This window comes from Nakamurella sp. GG22 (genome assembly GCF_052976845.2).
In genome coordinates this window covers 148,761-166,095 of record NZ_JBRIIO020000008.1, presented here as the reverse complement: position 1 = coordinate 166,095, position 17,335 = coordinate 148,761, and the positions used below count along the sequence as shown (strand labels likewise).

General features: G+C 66.9%; 16 protein-coding genes. 3 read left to right on the top strand and 13 right to left on the bottom strand.

The annotated features are described in order from the left end of the window. Positions 1-2 precede the first annotated feature (2 nt). Positions 3-644 carry a trimeric intracellular cation channel family protein gene (locus tag ACVBEQ_RS11330; RefSeq protein ID WP_447153229.1) on the bottom strand — a complete coding sequence of 214 codons (642 nt, stop codon included), beginning with the start codon at positions 642-644 and terminating at the stop codon, positions 3-5. 131 nt (positions 645-775) lie between these two features. On the opposite strand from ACVBEQ_RS11330, the gene ACVBEQ_RS11325 reads away from it, so the two are divergent. Further along, positions 776-1,381 (top strand): helix-turn-helix domain-containing protein, encoded by a 606-nt coding sequence (locus tag ACVBEQ_RS11325; RefSeq protein ID WP_447153228.1) that lies wholly within the window; start codon positions 776-778, stop codon positions 1,379-1,381. Beyond that, positions 1,374-2,099, top strand: a complete 726-nt coding sequence (locus ACVBEQ_RS11320; RefSeq protein ID WP_447153227.1) for a B3/B4 domain-containing protein — start codon at positions 1,374-1,376, stop codon at positions 2,097-2,099. The genes ACVBEQ_RS11325 and ACVBEQ_RS11320 overlap by 8 nt, the downstream gene beginning before the upstream one ends. A gap of 30 nt (positions 2,100-2,129) precedes the next feature. Here ACVBEQ_RS11320 and ACVBEQ_RS11315 read toward each other — a convergent pair whose 3' ends face one another. The 12 genes from ACVBEQ_RS11315 to ACVBEQ_RS11260 form a co-directional block, all read right to left on the bottom strand. Beyond that, positions 2,130-2,885, bottom strand: coding sequence for a sugar phosphate isomerase/epimerase family protein (locus tag ACVBEQ_RS11315; protein ID WP_447153226.1), 756 nt, complete (start codon positions 2,883-2,885; stop codon positions 2,130-2,132). A 142-nt stretch (positions 2,886-3,027) separates the two neighbouring features. Then, entirely contained in the window at positions 3,028-3,354 is a 327-nt protein-coding gene (locus ACVBEQ_RS11310; RefSeq protein WP_447153269.1) for an L-rhamnose mutarotase, read from the bottom strand. Beyond that, on the bottom strand, positions 3,351-4,868 hold the full coding sequence (locus tag ACVBEQ_RS11305; protein WP_447153225.1) for a rhamnulokinase: 1,518 nt from the start codon (positions 4,866-4,868) through the stop codon (positions 3,351-3,353). Before ACVBEQ_RS11305 ends, ACVBEQ_RS11310 begins: the two co-directional genes overlap by 4 nt. Further along, positions 4,865-6,907, bottom strand: a complete 2,043-nt coding sequence (locus tag ACVBEQ_RS11300; protein WP_447153224.1) for a bifunctional aldolase/short-chain dehydrogenase — start codon at positions 6,905-6,907, stop codon at positions 4,865-4,867. The genes ACVBEQ_RS11305 and ACVBEQ_RS11300 overlap by 4 nt, the downstream gene beginning before the upstream one ends. A gap of 70 nt (positions 6,908-6,977) precedes the next feature. Continuing rightward, positions 6,978-8,147 carry an L-rhamnose isomerase gene (rhaI, locus tag ACVBEQ_RS11295; protein ID WP_447153223.1) on the bottom strand — a complete coding sequence of 390 codons (1,170 nt, stop codon included), beginning with the start codon at positions 8,145-8,147 and terminating at the stop codon, positions 6,978-6,980. A gap of 69 nt (positions 8,148-8,216) precedes the next feature. Then, positions 8,217-9,320, bottom strand: a complete 1,104-nt coding sequence (locus ACVBEQ_RS11290) for an ABC transporter permease (protein WP_447153222.1) — start codon at positions 9,318-9,320, stop codon at positions 8,217-8,219. Further along, complete coding sequence (locus tag ACVBEQ_RS11285; protein ID WP_447153221.1) at positions 9,317-10,369, bottom strand: ABC transporter permease; 1,053 nt, start codon at positions 10,367-10,369, stop codon at positions 9,317-9,319. The genes ACVBEQ_RS11290 and ACVBEQ_RS11285 overlap by 4 nt, the downstream gene beginning before the upstream one ends. Beyond that, on the bottom strand, positions 10,366-11,943 hold the full coding sequence (locus ACVBEQ_RS11280; RefSeq protein ID WP_447153220.1) for a sugar ABC transporter ATP-binding protein: 1,578 nt from the start codon (positions 11,941-11,943) through the stop codon (positions 10,366-10,368). Before ACVBEQ_RS11280 ends, ACVBEQ_RS11285 begins: the two co-directional genes overlap by 4 nt. 109 nt (positions 11,944-12,052) lie before the next feature. Then, positions 12,053-13,120: an autoinducer 2 ABC transporter substrate-binding protein gene (locus tag ACVBEQ_RS11275; RefSeq protein ID WP_447153219.1), complete on the bottom strand. Its 1,068-nt coding sequence runs from the start codon at positions 13,118-13,120 to the stop codon at positions 12,053-12,055. 148 nt (positions 13,121-13,268) lie between these two features. After that, the gene (locus tag ACVBEQ_RS11270) at positions 13,269-14,129 is read right to left on the bottom strand and encodes a DeoR/GlpR family DNA-binding transcription regulator (RefSeq protein WP_447153218.1); all 861 of its coding nucleotides are present in this window, start codon (positions 14,127-14,129) and stop codon (positions 13,269-13,271) included. A gap of 161 nt (positions 14,130-14,290) precedes the next feature. Beyond that, positions 14,291-14,887 (bottom strand): dihydrofolate reductase family protein, encoded by a 597-nt coding sequence (locus tag ACVBEQ_RS11265; RefSeq protein ID WP_447153217.1) that lies wholly within the window; start codon positions 14,885-14,887, stop codon positions 14,291-14,293. Between the two features lie 54 nt (positions 14,888-14,941). After that, positions 14,942-15,484 (bottom strand): hypothetical protein, encoded by a 543-nt coding sequence (locus ACVBEQ_RS11260; RefSeq protein WP_447153216.1) that lies wholly within the window; start codon positions 15,482-15,484, stop codon positions 14,942-14,944. 417 nt (positions 15,485-15,901) lie between these two features. On the opposite strand from ACVBEQ_RS11260, the gene ACVBEQ_RS11255 reads away from it, so the two are divergent. Next, entirely contained in the window at positions 15,902-17,320 is a 1,419-nt protein-coding gene (locus tag ACVBEQ_RS11255; protein ID WP_447153215.1) for a glycosyltransferase, read from the top strand. Positions 17,321-17,335 lie beyond the last annotated feature (15 nt).

Sequence of the window (17,335 nt, the reverse complement as noted above, 5' to 3'; positions counted from 1 at the left end):
CGCTATTCATGCCTATCGTTGCCGTGCAATGGCACCGGTGCGTGCCACTTGAACCGCAGGGCAAGGAGGCGAAAGCCGCAGATGCCCGCGGCCGCCGCTCCCTGGATGGCGATGTTGCTGTATCCGAACGAGTACGCCACCGCCACCACCAGCGAGCCGGCGACCGCGGGAATGGCATAGAGCTGCGAGTCGCGGCGCAGGACGGACGGAATCTGCCCGGCCAGCACGTCACGCAGGATGCCGCCGCCGACCCCGGTGATGGTGCCGAGGAGGACCGCCGCCACGATCGGGATGCCCGCGGCGGTCGCCTTGGTGGTCGCCGTCGCACAGAAGACGCCGAGGCCGATCGCGTCGAAGAACAGCACGGTGCGCCCCATCATCGCCACCCGCGGATGGAAGACGAAGGTGACGACCGTGGCGACCAGGGGAAGCACCAGGAACCAGGAATTGGTCAGCGCCGCGGGAGGGACCGCGCCGATCAGAACGTCCCGGATGACTCCCCCGCCCAGTGCGGTCACGGTGGCCAGTACCGCCATGCCGACGATGTCGAACTTCCGTCGGACCGCCAGCAGTGCACCGGAGAGCGCGAAGGCGAATACCCCGATCAGATCCAACGCGGTCTGGACGATTTCTGTCGCGGACATGAACGGCATTCTGGCGCATCGGATCTCCGGTGTCGGGTGATTCGGCATGTCTTCGATCGGCCACGTCCGGCCTTCGTCTGTAAGGTCATCGCCAGGTTTGCAGTGCACTTGCAGTGCACTATGCTGCACTGATGGATGATACGACCGCCGACCTCTCCATGGTGATCGGCAACCGGGTCCGGCATGAGCGGCAATCCCGGAAGTGGACCCTCGACCAGCTGGCAGAGGCGGCAGCCGTGAGCCGCCGGATGATCATCAATGTCGAGCAGGGCGAGGCGAATCCGAGCATCGGAACGCTGCTGAGGATCAGCGACGCTCTCGGCGTCGGATTGCCTGCATTGGTGGAGCCGCCTCGGCCCACACCGGTGAAGGTCACCCGCAACGGTGAGGGCGCCGTGCTGTGGACCAGTGAAGCCGGCGGCCGCGGCGTACTGATAGCCGGTACCGAACCACCTGATGTGGTGGAGCTGTGGGACTGGACCCTGGGTCCGGCGGACCGGCACACCAGTGAGGCTCACGCACCGGGGACCAGGGAACTTCTGCAGGTCCAGCAGGGCGCGATCACCGTCGAGATCAACGGCGAGATCACCAGCTTGGGCGTGGGTGACGCCGTTGCGTTTCCCGGCGACGTTGCTCACGCCTACGCCAACCCGAACACGCAGCCGGCCAGGTTCTCACTGGCCGTGTTCGAGCCCGTTGTGGGCTCGGGGCGCCGGTCCGAGGTGACCCATGGCTGACGCAGCATCGCTCGAGGATTTCCTCGCCGGTGGACGGGTCGACGCCGAGGTGTTCGCCCTGCGCCCGGATTACCGCGCCCTGCTGATTGCGGTGGACGGGTTGATCCCCGGCCCGAGCGACCAGACCGGCGAGGGCCTGCTGCTGGCAGCGGAGAAGGCCACCCGTCGGGACCTGAGTGACCGGCCGCTCGAGCAGCTTCCTTCGGTTGCCGCCTGGCGGGACGCATACCGGGCGTTCGGCGCCAAGCCGCAACGCACCCGCAACAGCCTGGAGGCGCTGATGCGTCGCGCCGCGGACGGACTCCCCCGGGTGAATCGGCTGACCGATCTGTACAACGCGATCTCAGTGCTGCATCAAATCCCGCTGGGCGGCGAGGATGTCACCCGCTATGCCGGGCCGCCGCGGCTACTGCGCGCCACCGGCGCCGAGCCGTTCGACACCGTCGCGGGCGGCGAAACCGTGATCGAACACCCCGACCGCGGCGAGGTCGTCTGGTGCGACGATGCCGGCGTGACCTGCCGCCGCTGGAATTGGCGTCAGGCTCGCCGCACTCAACTCCGCGAGGACACCACGAAGGCCCTGTTCATCCTGGACGCCCTGGAACCGACAACCGATGACGAACTGAGCGCCGCGGCGGACGACCTGCTCGCCCATCTGACCGGGTTGGGTCCGGGCGTGCGCACTGCCCACCGTCTGATCACCGCCGACACAGGCTGATATCCGGCGTGCGTCGGGTGCATGGACAACTCAGTGCAGGCTGATCGTCTCGACGGCCCGCAGCTTGTCCCGGATGAACCGGTTGGCGTGCGCGGCCAGGTCGTCGCTGTCCTGCCACAGGTTCCGCCAGATGCCGAGCGTGTTGCTGAGCTCGGGACTGACCACGGCCGAGGAGAACGACTCGAAGACGACAGGCCCGTCGTACTCGATCCGCGCAAGGCCGCGGAAGAACTCGTCGAAATTCACCGTTCCGGTGCCGAGGTAGCCACGGTGACTTTCGCCGATGTGCACATAACCGACGTGCTCGGCCGCATCCAGCACGGGTGAGAACTGGTCGGATTCCTCGATGTTCATGTGATAGGTGTCCAGGTGCAGCGAGACGTTGTCCGTCCCGACCCGCTCCAGGAATCCCAACCCGGCCCTCGCGGTGTTCATCACATTGGTCTCGTAGCGGTTGACGATCTCCAGCGAGAGCCGCACGCCCGCCGACTTCGCCCTCTCCGACAGCCGGCCGATCGCGGCCGCGCTGTTCGCGATGCCGGTCTCCGTCGCAGGGGCCGAGTACTTTCGCATCGCCGAATAGACGACGCCGCAGAGCACCTCGCCGCCCATGGTTGCGACGTGGTCGATGCAGGTGCCGAGCATGCGCTCTCCGGCGGCGACCGTTTCGGGATCCTCGCTGGACAGGTCGGTGCGCTCCGTGAGGCCGAGCGAGGCGGTGACCGCGAGGTCGTTGTCACGCAGCAGCCGCGCGGCAAGGTTCGCATCAAAGGAATCCGGATCCATCAGGGGAACCTCGATGAGATCGAAAACCCGCTGCCTTCGTCCGCTCTATCGCGTGCCGCAGGCCCTTCTCCTCGAAAGTGCCGGTGAAGACCAAGGCGTGTGCGCCGATCAACATGCTTTCCCTCCTGGATAGTCGAACATGTCAGTGGTCGCCGAGGTGGAAGACCTCGGTGAGCAGGGTCATCGAGGTGTCCGGTGGCCGGCCATCGATGCCGACGAAGAACTCCGCCATCTCCGCCTGCCAGCGGCCGTTCACCTCGGTACCGGCCATCGCTTGTTGCGCCAGGTCCAGATCGTCGGTTTCGACGTAGCCGATGAGCAGCCCGTCGTCGCGCAGGAACAGCGAATAGTTGCCCCACCCGGCATCCCGAAGCGCCGACCGCATCTCCGGCCAGACCCGCGCGTGCCGATCCGTGTACTCGGCGAGTCGGTCGGGCCTGACCTGGAGGCTGAAGCAGTACCGCATCAGGTGCCTTCCACAGTGCCGGGCCGATGAGTGCCGGGCCGATGAGTGCCGGGCCGATGAGTGCCGGGCCGATGAGTGCCGGGCCGATGAGTGCCGGGCCGATGAGTGCGGGTCCGCACCGCGGCCCGCAGTTCTGCCCGCAGCGACCACAGGTCACCACTGAGCACCCCGTGGGTTCGCGCTTGCACGAGCAGATTGCCCAATGCGGTGGCCTCCACCGGCCCGGCGATCACCGGTCTACTGCAGGCGTCGGCGATCAACTGGCACAGCAACTCGTTTTGCGACCCTCCGCCGACCACGTGCACTGTGTCGATGGAATGACCAGATAGCCTTTCGGCGTCATCGATCCCGGCCGCGAACGCCGTGGCGAGGCTGTCCAGGATGCACCGGACCACCTCGGCAATGGTGTGCGGAATCGGTCGTCCGGCGTGGCGGCAGGCTTGCACAATCCGGGCCGGCATGTCGCCGGGGGGCAGGAACCTCGGGTCATCCGGGTCGAATTGTGGCCCGCCGGCAGGAAGCCGACCGGCCTCGGTGAGCACCTCGTCCAGGTCGACGTCCCAGCCCTGCAAGCTCCAGGTTCTGATGGATTCCGACAGCAACCACAGCCCCATGACGTTGCGAAGGTAGCGGGTGGTGCTGTCGACGCCGCGTTCGTTGGTGAAGTTCGCCGCCCGGCTGTCCTCGGTCAGCACCGGATGCTCCAGTTCGACACCCACCAAACCCCACGTGCCGCAGGAGATGTACCCGAAAGCCGGGTCCACCGCGGGGACGCCGACCACAGCGGAGGCGGTGTCGTGGGAACCGACCGTCGTCACCTGGAGCGGACGGTGCACCCCGGTGCCCTCGACGACCCGGTCGGCGAGCTCGCCGAGAACAGTCCCGGGCGGAACCACCTTCGGCAGCAGACCATCTGGGAGGCCGGTTGCCTGCAGCAGGTCGGTCGACCAGCAACCGGTGCGGGCATCGAGCAGTCCGGTGGTGGACGCATTGGTCTCCTCGGCGACCCGCCTGCCGGTCAGCCAGTAGCCGAGGAGGTCGGGGATCAGCAGGGCCTGAACATCGGGTCGGTGCGCGTCCGGGTCGGCCGCGAATTGGTAGACGGTGTTGAACGGCAGGAATTGCAGGCCGCTCACGGCGTACAGGCGCTCGGGCGGCACCGCGTGATGCACGGTGTCAAGGACCCGGTCGGTGCGGGAATCGCGGTAGTGCCGCGGATTTCCGAGCAACCGCCCGTCCGGTTGCACGAGCCCGTAGTCCACCGCCCACGAATCGATCGCCAGTCCGGCGAGGTCCGGTGCTTCCCGGGAGGCCGCACGGATGCCCTCCAGCACCTCCCGGTACAAGCCGAGGATGTCCCAGTACAACCCGTCCGGGAGCGCGACCGGGCCGTTGCGGAACCGGTGCACCTCGGTCAGCTCGATGCGTCCGGGCCCGACCCGCCCGACGATCACCCGGCCACTGGACGCGCCGAGATCCACTGCTGCCAGGCTGATCCCGCCGCCTGCCACGGTCATCGCAGGAACGCCGCGGCGACCCCGGAATCAACAGGGATGTGCAGGCCCGTGGTCTGGGACAGGTCACCGGCGGTGAGTGCATAGACGGCGTCACCGATGTGCTCCGGCAGCACCTCCCTACCGAGCAGCGTCCGCTTCGCGTAGTAGGCACCGAGGTCCTCTTCCTTGACCCCGTAGACCGCTGCCCTGGAGGCGCCCCACCCGGAGGCGAAGATGCCGGAACCGCGGACCACCCCGTCGGGATTGATCCCGTTCACCCGTACCCCGTACTGACCCAACTCGGCGGCCAGCAACCTGACCTGGTGGGCCTGGTCGGCCTTCGTGGCCGAGTAGGCGATGTTGTTCGGTCCGGCGAACACACTGTTCTTGGAGGAGATGTAGACGATGTCGCCGCCCAGCCCCTGTTCGATCATCACCCTGGCCGCTTCCCGGGACACCAGGAAGGAGCCCTTCGCCATCACGTTGTGCTGCAGATCCCAGTCCTGGACGGTCGTCTCGAGCAGCGGCTTGGACAGCGACAGGCCCGCGTTGTTGATCACCAGATCGACACCGCCGAACGCCAAGTTCGCGGCCGCGAACATGTCGGCGACGGCGTTTTCGTCGGATACATCCGCCCTGACGGCGATTGCGATGTCCGGCCCGCCCAGCTCGTCGGCGAGTTGCCGGGCACCGTCGAGGTTAAGGTCGGCGATGACGACGCAGCCGCCCTCGGCGGCGATCCGGGTGGCGATGGCCTTGCCGATCCCGGAGCCGGCTCCGGTCACCACCGCGACCCTGGTGGCCAGCGCCTTCGGCTTCGGCATCCGTTGCAGTTTGGCCTCTTCCAGCGCCCAGTATTCGATGGCGAACTTCTCCGCCTCCGAGATGGGCTGATAGGTGGAGACCGATTCGGCGCCGCGCATCACGTTGATCGCGTTGACGTAGAACTCACCGGCAACCCGGGCGGTTTGCTTGTCCTTCCCGAAGGAGAACATCCCCACCCCGGGCACCAGCACGATCGCCGGGTCCGCGCCCCTGATGGCGGGGCTGTTGGGGGTGGCATTGCGGTCGTAGTAGCCCTGGTACTCCGCGCGGTACGCATCGTGCAGTTCCACCAGCCGTGCCTTGGTGTCCGCCACCGACGCCGAGGAGGGCAGGTCCACCACCAGTGGCTTGACCTTGGTGCGCAGGAAATGATCCGGGCAGGACGTCCCCAGCTCCGCCAACGCAGCCAGTTTCTCCCGGGACAGGAACTCGAGAACCACCTCGCTGTCGGTGTAATGCCCGACCTGCGGCTTGTCGGTGGACGCCAGACCGCGAATGGTCGGCGCCAGCGCGGCGGCCTTCGCACGACGTTCGGATTCCGGCAGGGCTTCGAATCCCGGCACGACGGCACCGAACGGTTCGGCGGAACCGGTCTCGGCCAGGAAGGACTCCGCTGTCCTGATGATCTCCAGCGAGTTCGCCTCCGCCTCGGCGGAGGTGTCGCCCCAGGCGGTGATGCCATGGCCGCCGAGTATGCAGCCGATCGCCTGCGGGTTCCCGGTCTTGATGGCTGCGATATCCAGTCCCAACTGGAAGCCCGGGCGCCGCCACGGCACCCAGACGACCCGGTCCCCGAACGCCTTGCGGGTCAACTCCTCCCCATCGGCGGCGGTGGCCAGCGCGATCCCGGAATCAGGATGCAGATGATCGACGTGCTCGGCGTCGACGAGCCCGTGCATGGCGGTGTCGATCGACGGGGCGGCACCGCCCTTGCCGTGCAGGCAATAGTCGAACGCGGCGACCATCTCATCCTCCCGGTCCAACCCCGGGTACACCTCCACCAGCGCACGGAGCCGATCCAGTCGCAGCACCGCCAGACCCTTCGGGGTCAGCGTGCCGAGGTCACCGCCGGAGCCCTTCACCCACAACAACTCCACCGGCTCACCGGTGACAGGGTCGGTCTCGGTGCCCTTGGCCGAGGTGTTGCCACCGGCGTAGTTGGTGTTGCGCGGGTCCGCGCCCAACCTGTTCGAACGCGCGATCAGTTCTTGCGCGGCCGTCGGGGCATCACTCATCGGACGTCATCTCCTGCATCGGGAAGCGGAACAATCGGGAAGGGTTGAGCACTGCCATACATGCGGTCGTTCAGGCTCCCCAGCTGGCCTGGGTGCCGCCGACCCGCTCCCGCGCGACCTTGGCGGAGTATCCGGACGCGGCGAACGCCTGCAGCGGATCCCGCGGCAGGCCGAGGTTCTCCCGCCGATCGGCGAGCACGCCGCGGACATCGGTCTCGTACGCGTCCATCAGCACCCCGTGCGCGCCGAGGATGTCACCGGCCTGCTGCGCAACCTGCAGCGCTTCCCGGTCGACCAGCAGTGCCTTGGCCGTCGCGGCCTGCACGTTCATCACCGAGCGGATCTGTCCCGGGATCTTCTCCTCGATGTTGTGACACTGGTCGAGCATGAAGTTCACCCCGGACCCGGGCAGATGAGCCTTCGCCTCCACGATCTCGACCATGATCCGGAACAACTGGAACGGGTCCGCCGACCCAACGATCAGATCGTCATCGGCGTTGTACCGGGAATTGAAATCGAACGCGCCCAACCGGCCCTGGCGCACCAACTGCATCACGATGAACTCGATGTTGGTGGACTGCGCATGATGCCCAGTGTCCAGAATGACCTTCGCCCGCTCCCCCAACGCCATGCAATGCAGCAAAGACGTGCCCCAATCCGGGACGTCCATGGTGTAGAAGTACGGCTCGAAGATCTTGTATTCCAACAACAAACGCTGGTCATCGTCCATCGCTGCGTAGATCTCCGCGAGGGATTCCGCGAGCCGGTCCTGCCGGCCGCCCAGAGAATCCTGACCGGCATAGTTGGTACCGTCCGGCAACCAGATCTTCAGATCCTTCGACCCCGTCGCCCGCATCACGTCAAGGCACTCCAGATGGTGGGCAACGGCCTTCGCCCGGATCTTCGGGTCTCTGTTCGTCAACGACCCCAACCGGTAATCGTCATCCTGGAACAGATTCGAATTCACCGACCCGATCGTCACGCCCAATTCCTTGGCGTGCGCCTCCAGAGCCGCGTAATCCTCCACCTTGTCCCACGGGATGTGGATCGACACCTTCGGCGCCAACCCGGTCATCGCGTGCACTTGCGCCGCATCCGCGATCTTCTCCCACGGATCCCGCGGCGTCCCCGCAGTCGTAAACACCTTGAACCGGGTGCCGGAATTCCCATACGCCCAGGACGGCACCTCGATACCGAACGTGTCGAGATCCCGCAACGCGCTGGGAATGCTGTGAGACATGGTGAAATCCTTTACTTTCTCGATCCGCATTCTGCTGCGGCAGAGCAGGGTTCTGGACAAACACAACGACTAGCGGGACCCGCCGTACCGGCGGTTGGTGATGCCGTTGAGCAGGGCAGCGAAGATCAGCACGGTGCCCAGCGCGAGCAGTTGGTACTGGGACCCCTCGTTGCCGATGAAGGCCAGCAGGATGCCGGCGTTCAGCCACACGACGAGCAGCGTGGCCAGCACGACTCCCGCAACCCGGCCGATCCCGCCGGTGATGGCGACACCGCCCAGGACCGCGATGGTGATGGCGGGCAGGGCCATGCCGCTGCCAGAGACGCCGGCGTCGGGACGCGCGGAGGCGAACTGGCCGACGGTGACCACGGCGACCAATCCGGAGATCACGCCGGCGTAGACGTAGGCCTTGAACCTGGTGTCCTTCACCGGGAGACCCGCCCACTGACCGGCGGTGTCGTTGGTACCGATCGCATACAGCCTGCGGCCGTAGGTGGTGCGCGCCAACAGCACCCAGACGATGACGACGGTCGGGATCATGAACGTGAAGATGCCCAGCGGCACGTCCGGCAGCTGGGAGCCGACCACCGGCAGTTCCACGGACCGGCTGAGCGAGAACAGTTCCTGGATCGGCGGCGTGCTGATCGGGCGCTGGTTGTTGACGACAATGGCCAGCGACTTGTAGGCGTAGAAGGTGGCGAGGGTTGCGATCAGCGCGGGAAAGCCGATGTAGGCGACGAGGAATCCGTTGACGGCGCCGCACAAGCCGCCGAACGCGGCGGTCAGCAGGATGGCTGTCCACAGCGGCCATCCCCACTGGCCGTAGGCGAAGCCGAACACCATGCCCGCGAGCGACACGATGGCCCCGACGGACAGGTCGATACCGCCGCGCCCGGACATGATGACCAGCAATTCCGCGAGACCCAGCATGACCAGCGGCACCGCGTTGATCAGCGAGCCCACCAGGTAGTCCGCGTCGTACGCGCCGGTCAGGTAACCCCCGGCATCCATGAAGGTGAACCAGACGACCACGCCGACGATCAGGACGGCGAGCAGCACGATGCGCTGGGTGAGCAGCGCCCGCAGCACGCGGGCCGCGAGAGATTCGGTCGGTCCCGCCGACGGTCCGGGAGCGGGTGCCGCGGTGCTGTCGGTGACGGTCGGTGTGCTCATTTGCCCTTCCTTGCCCGCTGGCGGATCAGGTCGGCTCCGACCGCGATGATGATGAAGATGCCGACGAACAGGTCGGACAGCTGCGAGCTCCACCCGAGCTGCGTGACGCCTGAGGTCACGGTCTGCACCAGCAGCGCCCCGAGGACGGTGCCGAGCACCGAGCCCCGTCCGCCCATGATCGACGTGCCGCCGATGACGACGGCCGCGATGACGGCGAGTTCCTTGCCGCTGCCGACCGTCTGGTCCAGTGTCGAGGTGCCCTGCGCGATGACGAAGCACGAGGCCAGTCCGACCAGCAGGCCGGTGATTACGTACGCCAGCAGAATGCGTCGCTGGACCCGCACCCCGGCGAGCCGCGCCGCGTGGGCGTCACCGCCGATGGCGTAGAAGTGCCGGCCGCCCGCGGTGTGCCGCAGGTACCACCAGGCGACCGCGGCGATGATCACGGTGATGAGGAAGGCGTGCGGCACACCGAAGGTCCGGCCGGCGACCCCGCGACCGAAGACGTCGAAGGTCTGCGGGATGTTGTTCACGGTGCTCGAGCCGAAAATCTGCAGACCGATGAAGAGGAACAGGTTCGCGGTGCCGAACGTGATGATGATGGCGTGCACCCGGCCGTAGGCGATCAGCAGGCCGTTGACCAGTCCGAGCACGCCGCCGACCAGCACGGAGACGATCACCGCGACGGGAAGTGAGAGTCCCTGTGTCACGAGCAGTTTGGCCGTGATCACCGAACACACCATGATGGCGGCCCCGACCGAGACGTCGATGCCGCCGGTGATGATGATGATCGTCATGCCGACACCGGCAAGGGCGATCGGCGCGGTGGACACCAGCAGCGGCTGGATCGAGCCGGCGGTGAAGAAGGCGGGGGTGGCGAACGCGAGGATCACCCACAGGGCTGCGATGACTCCGATCAGCACCAGTTCCTGACCGGAGACCGGCGACGGCAGTACCCGCCCGCGGGCCTGCGGCGCGACAGCGCGCGGCTCACCGGCTGGGGGACCGGGATCCGGCCGGCCCGGCGAGTTGGTGATGGTCGTACTCATGCGGCGTTCCCTTCCTCGTCGACAGCGCCGGCGGCGGCGGCGAGAACATCGACCTGGGTGGCCTCGGGGCCGAACTCGACGGTGGTGGTCCCCCGCCGGACGACCAGCAGGCGATCCGAGATGCGCAGCGCCTCGGGCAGATCGGAGGTCACCACGAGCACGGCGGAACCGTTCTCGGCGAGTTCGGTGATGATGCGATGGATCTCCTCCTTGGCGCCGACGTCGACCCCCTGGGTGGGTTCGGCGAGCACGAGTACTTCGGGCCGCTCGACGAGTTGCCGTGCCAGCACGACCTTCTGGGCGTTGCCGCCGGACATGGCGCCGATGGCCTGCCGCTCGTGCGGTGTCTTGACCGCCAGGCGCTTGATCATGTCCTGGGCGACCGACTTCTCCTTCGCGCGGTCCATGAACGTCCCGAACCGCGAGAGCAACTTCAGGTGCCCGGCGGAGATGTTGAAGGCGATCGACTGGAAGGAGAACATTCCCTCGAGCTTGCGGTTCGCGGGCAGCAGGGCGATGCCCAGCCTCTGTGCCTCCTGCGGGCTGCGCGGCGAGATCGGTGTGCCGTTGAGCAGGATCTGACCGCCGGTTGCCCGGTCCATCCCGTAGACACAGGCCGCAATCTCGGACACGCCCGACCCGACAAGCCCGTACAGGCCGACAATCTCACCGCGCTTGACCTGCACGTTGACATCGTGGAACTTCCCGGTCCGGGTCAGCCCGGCCAGTTCGAGTGCGGGTTCGCCGTCCGGCACGACGCGCTCGGGACGGTCGTCCGAGAGGATGCCGCCCACCATCAGCTCGGCCATCTGCCGGACCGTCAGGTCCTGGATGGGATAGCTGCCGATGGTCTGCCCGTCCCGCATGATCGTGACCTGCTGCGCGATGCGGGACAGCTCGTCGAGGCGGTGGGAAATGTAGATGACCGAGACGCCGGAGGCGGTGAGCCTGCGGACGACGGCGAACAGCACCTCGATCTCGGCGTCGGTCAGAATGGCCGACGGCTCGTCGAGGATCAGCACCTTAGCGTTTCCGGCGAGGGCCTTGGCGATCGAGACCTGTTGCTGTTCAGCGATCGACAGCGTGCCGACCGGAACGGTGGCGTACCGGCCGGGCAGGCCCAGCAGTTCCAGCAATTCGGTGACCCGGGCGTTCTGTGCCGCCCAGTCCACCCGCGGACCCTTCCGGATCTCACGGCCGGTGAAGATGTTCTCCGAGACGGTGAGCTCCGAGAACAGTTGCGGTTCCTGGTAGACGGTGGCGATTCCGAGCGCCATCGCCTCGGTGGTGGAGGAGATCGACACGTCGGCGCCCTCGAACTCGATCCGCCCGGCGTCGGCGGACTCGACGCCCGAGACGATCTTGATCATGGTCGACTTGCCCGCGCCGTTCTCCCCGATCAGCGCATGGACCTCGCCGGTCCGCACGATGAGGTCCGCGTTCCGGATGGCGCGGACGGCACCGAACCTCTTGGAGATCCCGGTCAACTGAAGTCGCACCGGGGCGCCGGCCGAAGCCGCGGCGGTCCCGTCCGCCGATGACGCCGGCGTGCCGGATGGTCCGTCGAGAGTCACTGCTGGTACTCCCTTTCCGCATCGCGGTGGAGATGTCGGGTGGAACGTGCGGGTCGCCGGCCGGTCGGGTGCGGGTCGCACCCGATCGGCCGGCGGTATCACCCCTCGGTCAGTAGCTGAACTGGTCGACGTTGTCCTGGGTGATGGCCAGTGCCGGCCCGAGCAGCAGCGTCTTGGTGGCTTCGTCGTAGGCGACCTCCGGCAGCTTCGCGCTGACGTTGTTCGTCGCCGCGAACGGCTTGTCCTCCGCGAGCTGCGCACCTGTCCATGCCGTCAGGTAACCCAGGTTCTCCACGTCCCACAGGATGGACGCGGACGAGGAACCGTCAGCCAGGTACGGCTTCATCGACTGCGGCGTGCCCAGTCCGACGGTGAAGACCTTGCCGACCTTGCCCGCGTCCCGAACAGCTTGCGCCACACCGGGTGCCGACGAGGTGCACTCGCCGACCAGACCGGTGAGGTCCGGGTGCGCGTTCATCAGGTCGGTCGCCATCTGGGTGGCCTTCGCCTGATCCTCACCGGCGTAGACCGTGTCGACGATCTCCGCGTCCGGGTACTTGGACGCCGTGTACGCCTCCTGGACCTTGATCCAGGCGTTCAGGTTCTCCGCGGTCTGCCCACAGGACACGATGGCGTACTTACCCTTTCCGCCCATCGCCGTCATCAATGCATCGGTCAGGCCCTCACCGATGCCGTCGACCGATGCCTGGTTGACAAACGCCTCGCGAACGGATGACGGGGCGTCGGTGTCGGCGGTGGCGACGTGGATCCCTGCGTCCTTGGCCTGCTGCAGCAGCGGGGCCATCGAATCGGGGTCGTTCGGGGCGACGATGAGGGTGTCGACCTTCTGCTGGATGAAGGACCGGACGATGTCCGCCTGCGCCGCGGCGTCGGCCTGGGTCGGCCCCTGGTACAGCCACTCGACGTTGCCCAGCTCGGCAGCGGCGGCCTTTCCGCCCGCGTTCATCGCCTCGAAGTACGGAACCCCCTGCAGCTTCGGCACGAACGCGACCTTGACCTTGGCGCCGGACGCTGCTGATGCAGCACCGGACGATGCCGCGGCGGGCGCGGTCCCGGCCGCTGCCGGTTCCTCGTTCTTCTTGGTGCACGCGGTCAGCATCAGGGTGGTCGCAACACCGACCGCAACCAGAGCGGTGAGTTTTCGGACAGGTCGCATGGGTACTCCAGGGGTGAGCGGCCCGAGGGCCGGTGGAATGGAACAGCATCGGTCCATGTGGACAGATACGCGTGGGGAACAACACCGAACTGCGAGCCGGTCCATCGGCCCGGCCGCGGTTCTGGGCTGTCGAAATGCAGCGGCGCTTTCAGCCGCTTCGGTTCCGGACCGATGACAATCGGGTGGAGCGCCCCACCCGGTCCGCCATCAATTCGACGACCGACGCGGTGGCCGGATGGGCGGGCGCGACGGTGACCGGCACACCCGCGGATTTCCACTCCGAGACGACATCGGCGCCGACGCCGTCGTCGGTGAAAAGCCCAGTCAGGCGGGCGGATTCGGCGAACGAATGCAACCCGAATCCGCTCACCTTGGAGTAATCGAACAGACCGTAGACCTTGTCGCACGCCGCGGCCAGAAAACTCTTGGTCTGCGCCTCCTCAGCCGAGATGTCCAGCAATCCCAGCGACGTCGACAGCCCGATGACACCGAAGAATCCCTTGGATATCCTGCCGCGGCCGGCAAGAACATCGCCGATCGGTCCCACCAGGGAACCGGCCGACCGCCGCAGCACCCCGCCCGGCATCAGAACCCTTGCCGAAGAATTCTCCATGAACAGCATGGCGTGCCGCAGGCCGTTCGTGACGATCACCAGATCCCGCCGGCCGAGCAATTCCTGAGCGAGGTAGAACGTCGTGGTCGACGAGTCGATCGCGATGACGTCACCGTCGCGGACCAGCGGCGCGGCCGCTCTGGCGATGGCGCGCTTGGCCTCTTTGAGATGACGCAGTCGCATCTCGAAGGCACCCTCGTCGCTCGCGCCGACGCTCACCGCGCCGCCGCGGACACGCCGCAGCAGGGAGCGGCGCTCCAGCGCCTCGAGATCCTTGCGGATCGTCACGGTGGAGACGGCGAAGGTGGCAGCCAGTTCCGCCACCGAAACCTGGCCGGTGGACTTGAGTTGCGCCAGCACCGCCTGCTCGCGTTCGTACTCGTCGAGCGATGCCATCTCATCCACCCCCTCGTGGTCTCGCTGCCATGCGGATATTTGCCCGTGCTCACTTCTGAAGTCGGTGTAGTTAAACGCGTGACCCACGACACGTCAATGAAGTGGCAAGAAGTGAAAGCAGTTCAGTTTCGAACGAGCGGTGGCGAGCTTTCGGGAACCTCTCAGACCCTGCTGATCCGATAGGTCAGGTGGGTGCAGACCGGTGACACTTCCACCGCGGTCTGGTGCAGGCGGTGCCGCCCGACTCCGGCGAACAGCGGGGTGCCCGCCCCGAGCAGTTCCGGCGAGAGGTGCAGGCGAAGTTCGTCGAGAAGTCCGTCACGCAGGCACGAGCCGACCAGCGTCCCGCCGCCCATGACGAAGACGTCGCGGTGCCCGGCGGCCGCCCTGGCCAGTTCGATGGCCGCTGCGGGACCGTCGAGAACAAAGGTGAAGTCGTGGGAGTCGGCGAGCCGGTACGACTCCGGTGCCCGGCCGGTCACCACGTAGAAGGGCGGCCGACCGTCGCGGTCTGCACCGTAACCGCGCTCAGCGCTCCATGCCCCGTCGACCGTGTCGAACGTCCGTCGCCCCATCACGACCGCGCCGGAGTCGGCGGTGTGCCGCTCGAGAACCCCGCGGTCCACCGGGTCCGCACTTTCCAGCGCCCACGCGTGCAGGCCCTCGGCGTCGAGGCCCAGCCCATGCTGCGGGTCTGCGCCGGGGCCGGTCACGAATCCGTCGAGTGAGACGGTGATGTCGCCGATCACGAGGGTCATGCTTGTGCCGACCGACCGGACCCGGTGAAGTCATCGCGCACATCGGCGAGTCGCTCAGACAGCGTTGCCGACGAGCAGTTGCTCGACCCGGTCCTGTAACGACTCGGCATGTCCGGCGGCCGGATCCGTCGATCCGATCGATCCCCAGCGGTCGCCAGCGGGCAACAGCGGTCCCCGCCGGGTGATGTGGGCAACCTCGGCCATCGCCGTGTTGCTCTGGCAGAGGTGCGGCGATTCGGCCGTCAACGGCACTGCTCTGGCGATGACCGCAGCGACCACCCGACCGTCCGGATAGATGACTTTCAGATCCAGGGCGTGCACCCATCGGGCCAATGCACACGGACCACATTGCAGGTTGTCGCTGACGCTCTGCAGCATCCGTGTACGAGCCGACGACCGGATTGTCGCGACGCCGTCGGTGACAGTGACGTCACCGACGGCCAATTCGGCGAGCTCCTCGTAGGCGAGTTCCGCCATCTGCGACAGCACCACCAGGGCGCGGTCCCGGCGGCCGACCCAACCGGCGGTCCATCCGTGCGACGGGATCCGGCGCAGGATGTCCTGGACCCGACTTCCGGAATACCGCTGATGAGCCAAGCCTCGTCCCACGGGCGGGGGATCGCCGGTTCGAGGAAAAGCCGTTGCGGTCTGTTGTGCCTCGGTCGTTGCCATTGTGCCGCTCAATCTCGCAACTGCGCGCCCGTACCGCACCGGGGTCTGTGACCGAAAAGGCCTCGTGGTCCGCTTTTCGTCGAATGACGGCGTTCAGGTGCAGTGAGCCTTGTGGATCGGGCAACACGACATAGCCGATGTGACGGCGGCATCGGGTTTCCGGCGGCTGTGTGTCCAGCAATTCGAGCCAACCCGACTCAATTGCATATGTCAAGCGATGATCATCTTCGTCGCGCGACACTCATGGCTGGGACCCGGGATGGCGGCATCGTTTCCGCCGCGCTTTTCCGCCGTATCCGTCGACGCGGGGCGCAATCAGCCCGGTCGTGACACGCTGGAACGATGTTGGAGCTGGTACCAGTGACGCCGCACCGCATTGCAAGCCTGTTCCCGATCATCGGAGACGACCGGCGGGACGCGCTGGTGGCCACGGCCACAGCCGCGAGCGAACGGCTCGGGGGGCGCATCGTTCTGCATGTCAATTCGACTGCCACCGGTGGTGGAGTCGCCGAGATGCTGCCGACGCTGGTCGGATATGCGCAGCAGGTCGGGGTGGACGCGCGCTGGGCGGTGGTCCCCGGCAACCCGCCGTTTTTCGATGTGACGAAAAGGGTGCACAACAGGATCCACGGTCATCGGGGTGATGACGGGCAATTGGGTTCGGCCGAACGGCAGACCTACGAAGGCGTGCTCGCCGAGGCGGCACCCGACCTGTTGCTGATGCTGCATCCGGGCGACGTGGTCGTCATTCACGATCCACAGACGCTGGGGCTGGCGCCGATGCTGCACCGGGCCGGTATCGCCATCGTCTGGCGGTGCCATATCGGATCGGACTCTGCCAATGCGATGACCGAGGACGCCTGGCAATTCCTCGCCCCGTATTTCGACAGCGTCAATGCCTTCGTCTTCTCCCGCGCCTCCTACCGGCCCGAACAGGTTCCAGCAGACCGGTTCCACGTCATCACCCCGTCGTTGGACCCGTTGTCCGCCAAGAATCGTCCGATACCCGAGGCCGAGGTCATCGCGGTCCTGGGCTACACGGGGCTGATCACAGCCGGCGACGGGCGGGCGCCGAGTTACCAGCGGCGGGATGGCTCCATCGCCACCATGGCCCGCCGCGCCGACGTCATCCAGGTCGGCCCGCCGGTTCCGCAGGACGAGCCACTGGTCGTCCAGGTGTCCCGCTGGGACGGTCTGAAGGACATGTCAGGCGTGATGACCGGCTTCGCGGAGCAGGTGGCAACCACCGGCCCGGGCCACCTGATCCTGGCCGGCCCCAACATGGCAGGCGTCTCCGACGATCCGGAGGGCGCCGCGGAGTTCGAGCGGTGTGTCCACACCTGGCAGAAGCTGCCGTACGCCCAGCGGGAGCGGGTCCACCTGGCGTCCCTCCCACTGGACGACACCGAGGAGAACGCGACGATCGTCAACGCGCTCCAGCGGCACGCGACGGTGGTCGCGCAGAAGAGCCTCGCCGAGGGCTTCGGCCTGACCGTGGTGGAGGCCATGTGGAAGGCGCGGCCGGTCGTGGCCAGCAACGTCGGTGGGATCGCCGACCAGATCGACGGACCGGGCTGCGGTGTGCTGCTGGACGACCCGACCGACTTGACCGCGTTCGGCGGACTGGTCCGTGAACTGCTCGACGACACCGGGCGCGCGAAGGCCATCGGGCTCGCCGCCGAGGCCAGGTCCCGGCACTTCCTGCCGGACCTGCACCTGGCCAAGTGGGCGGCGTTGATCGGCGAACTCGTCGATCAGTAGCCCGGCGGCTCAGTC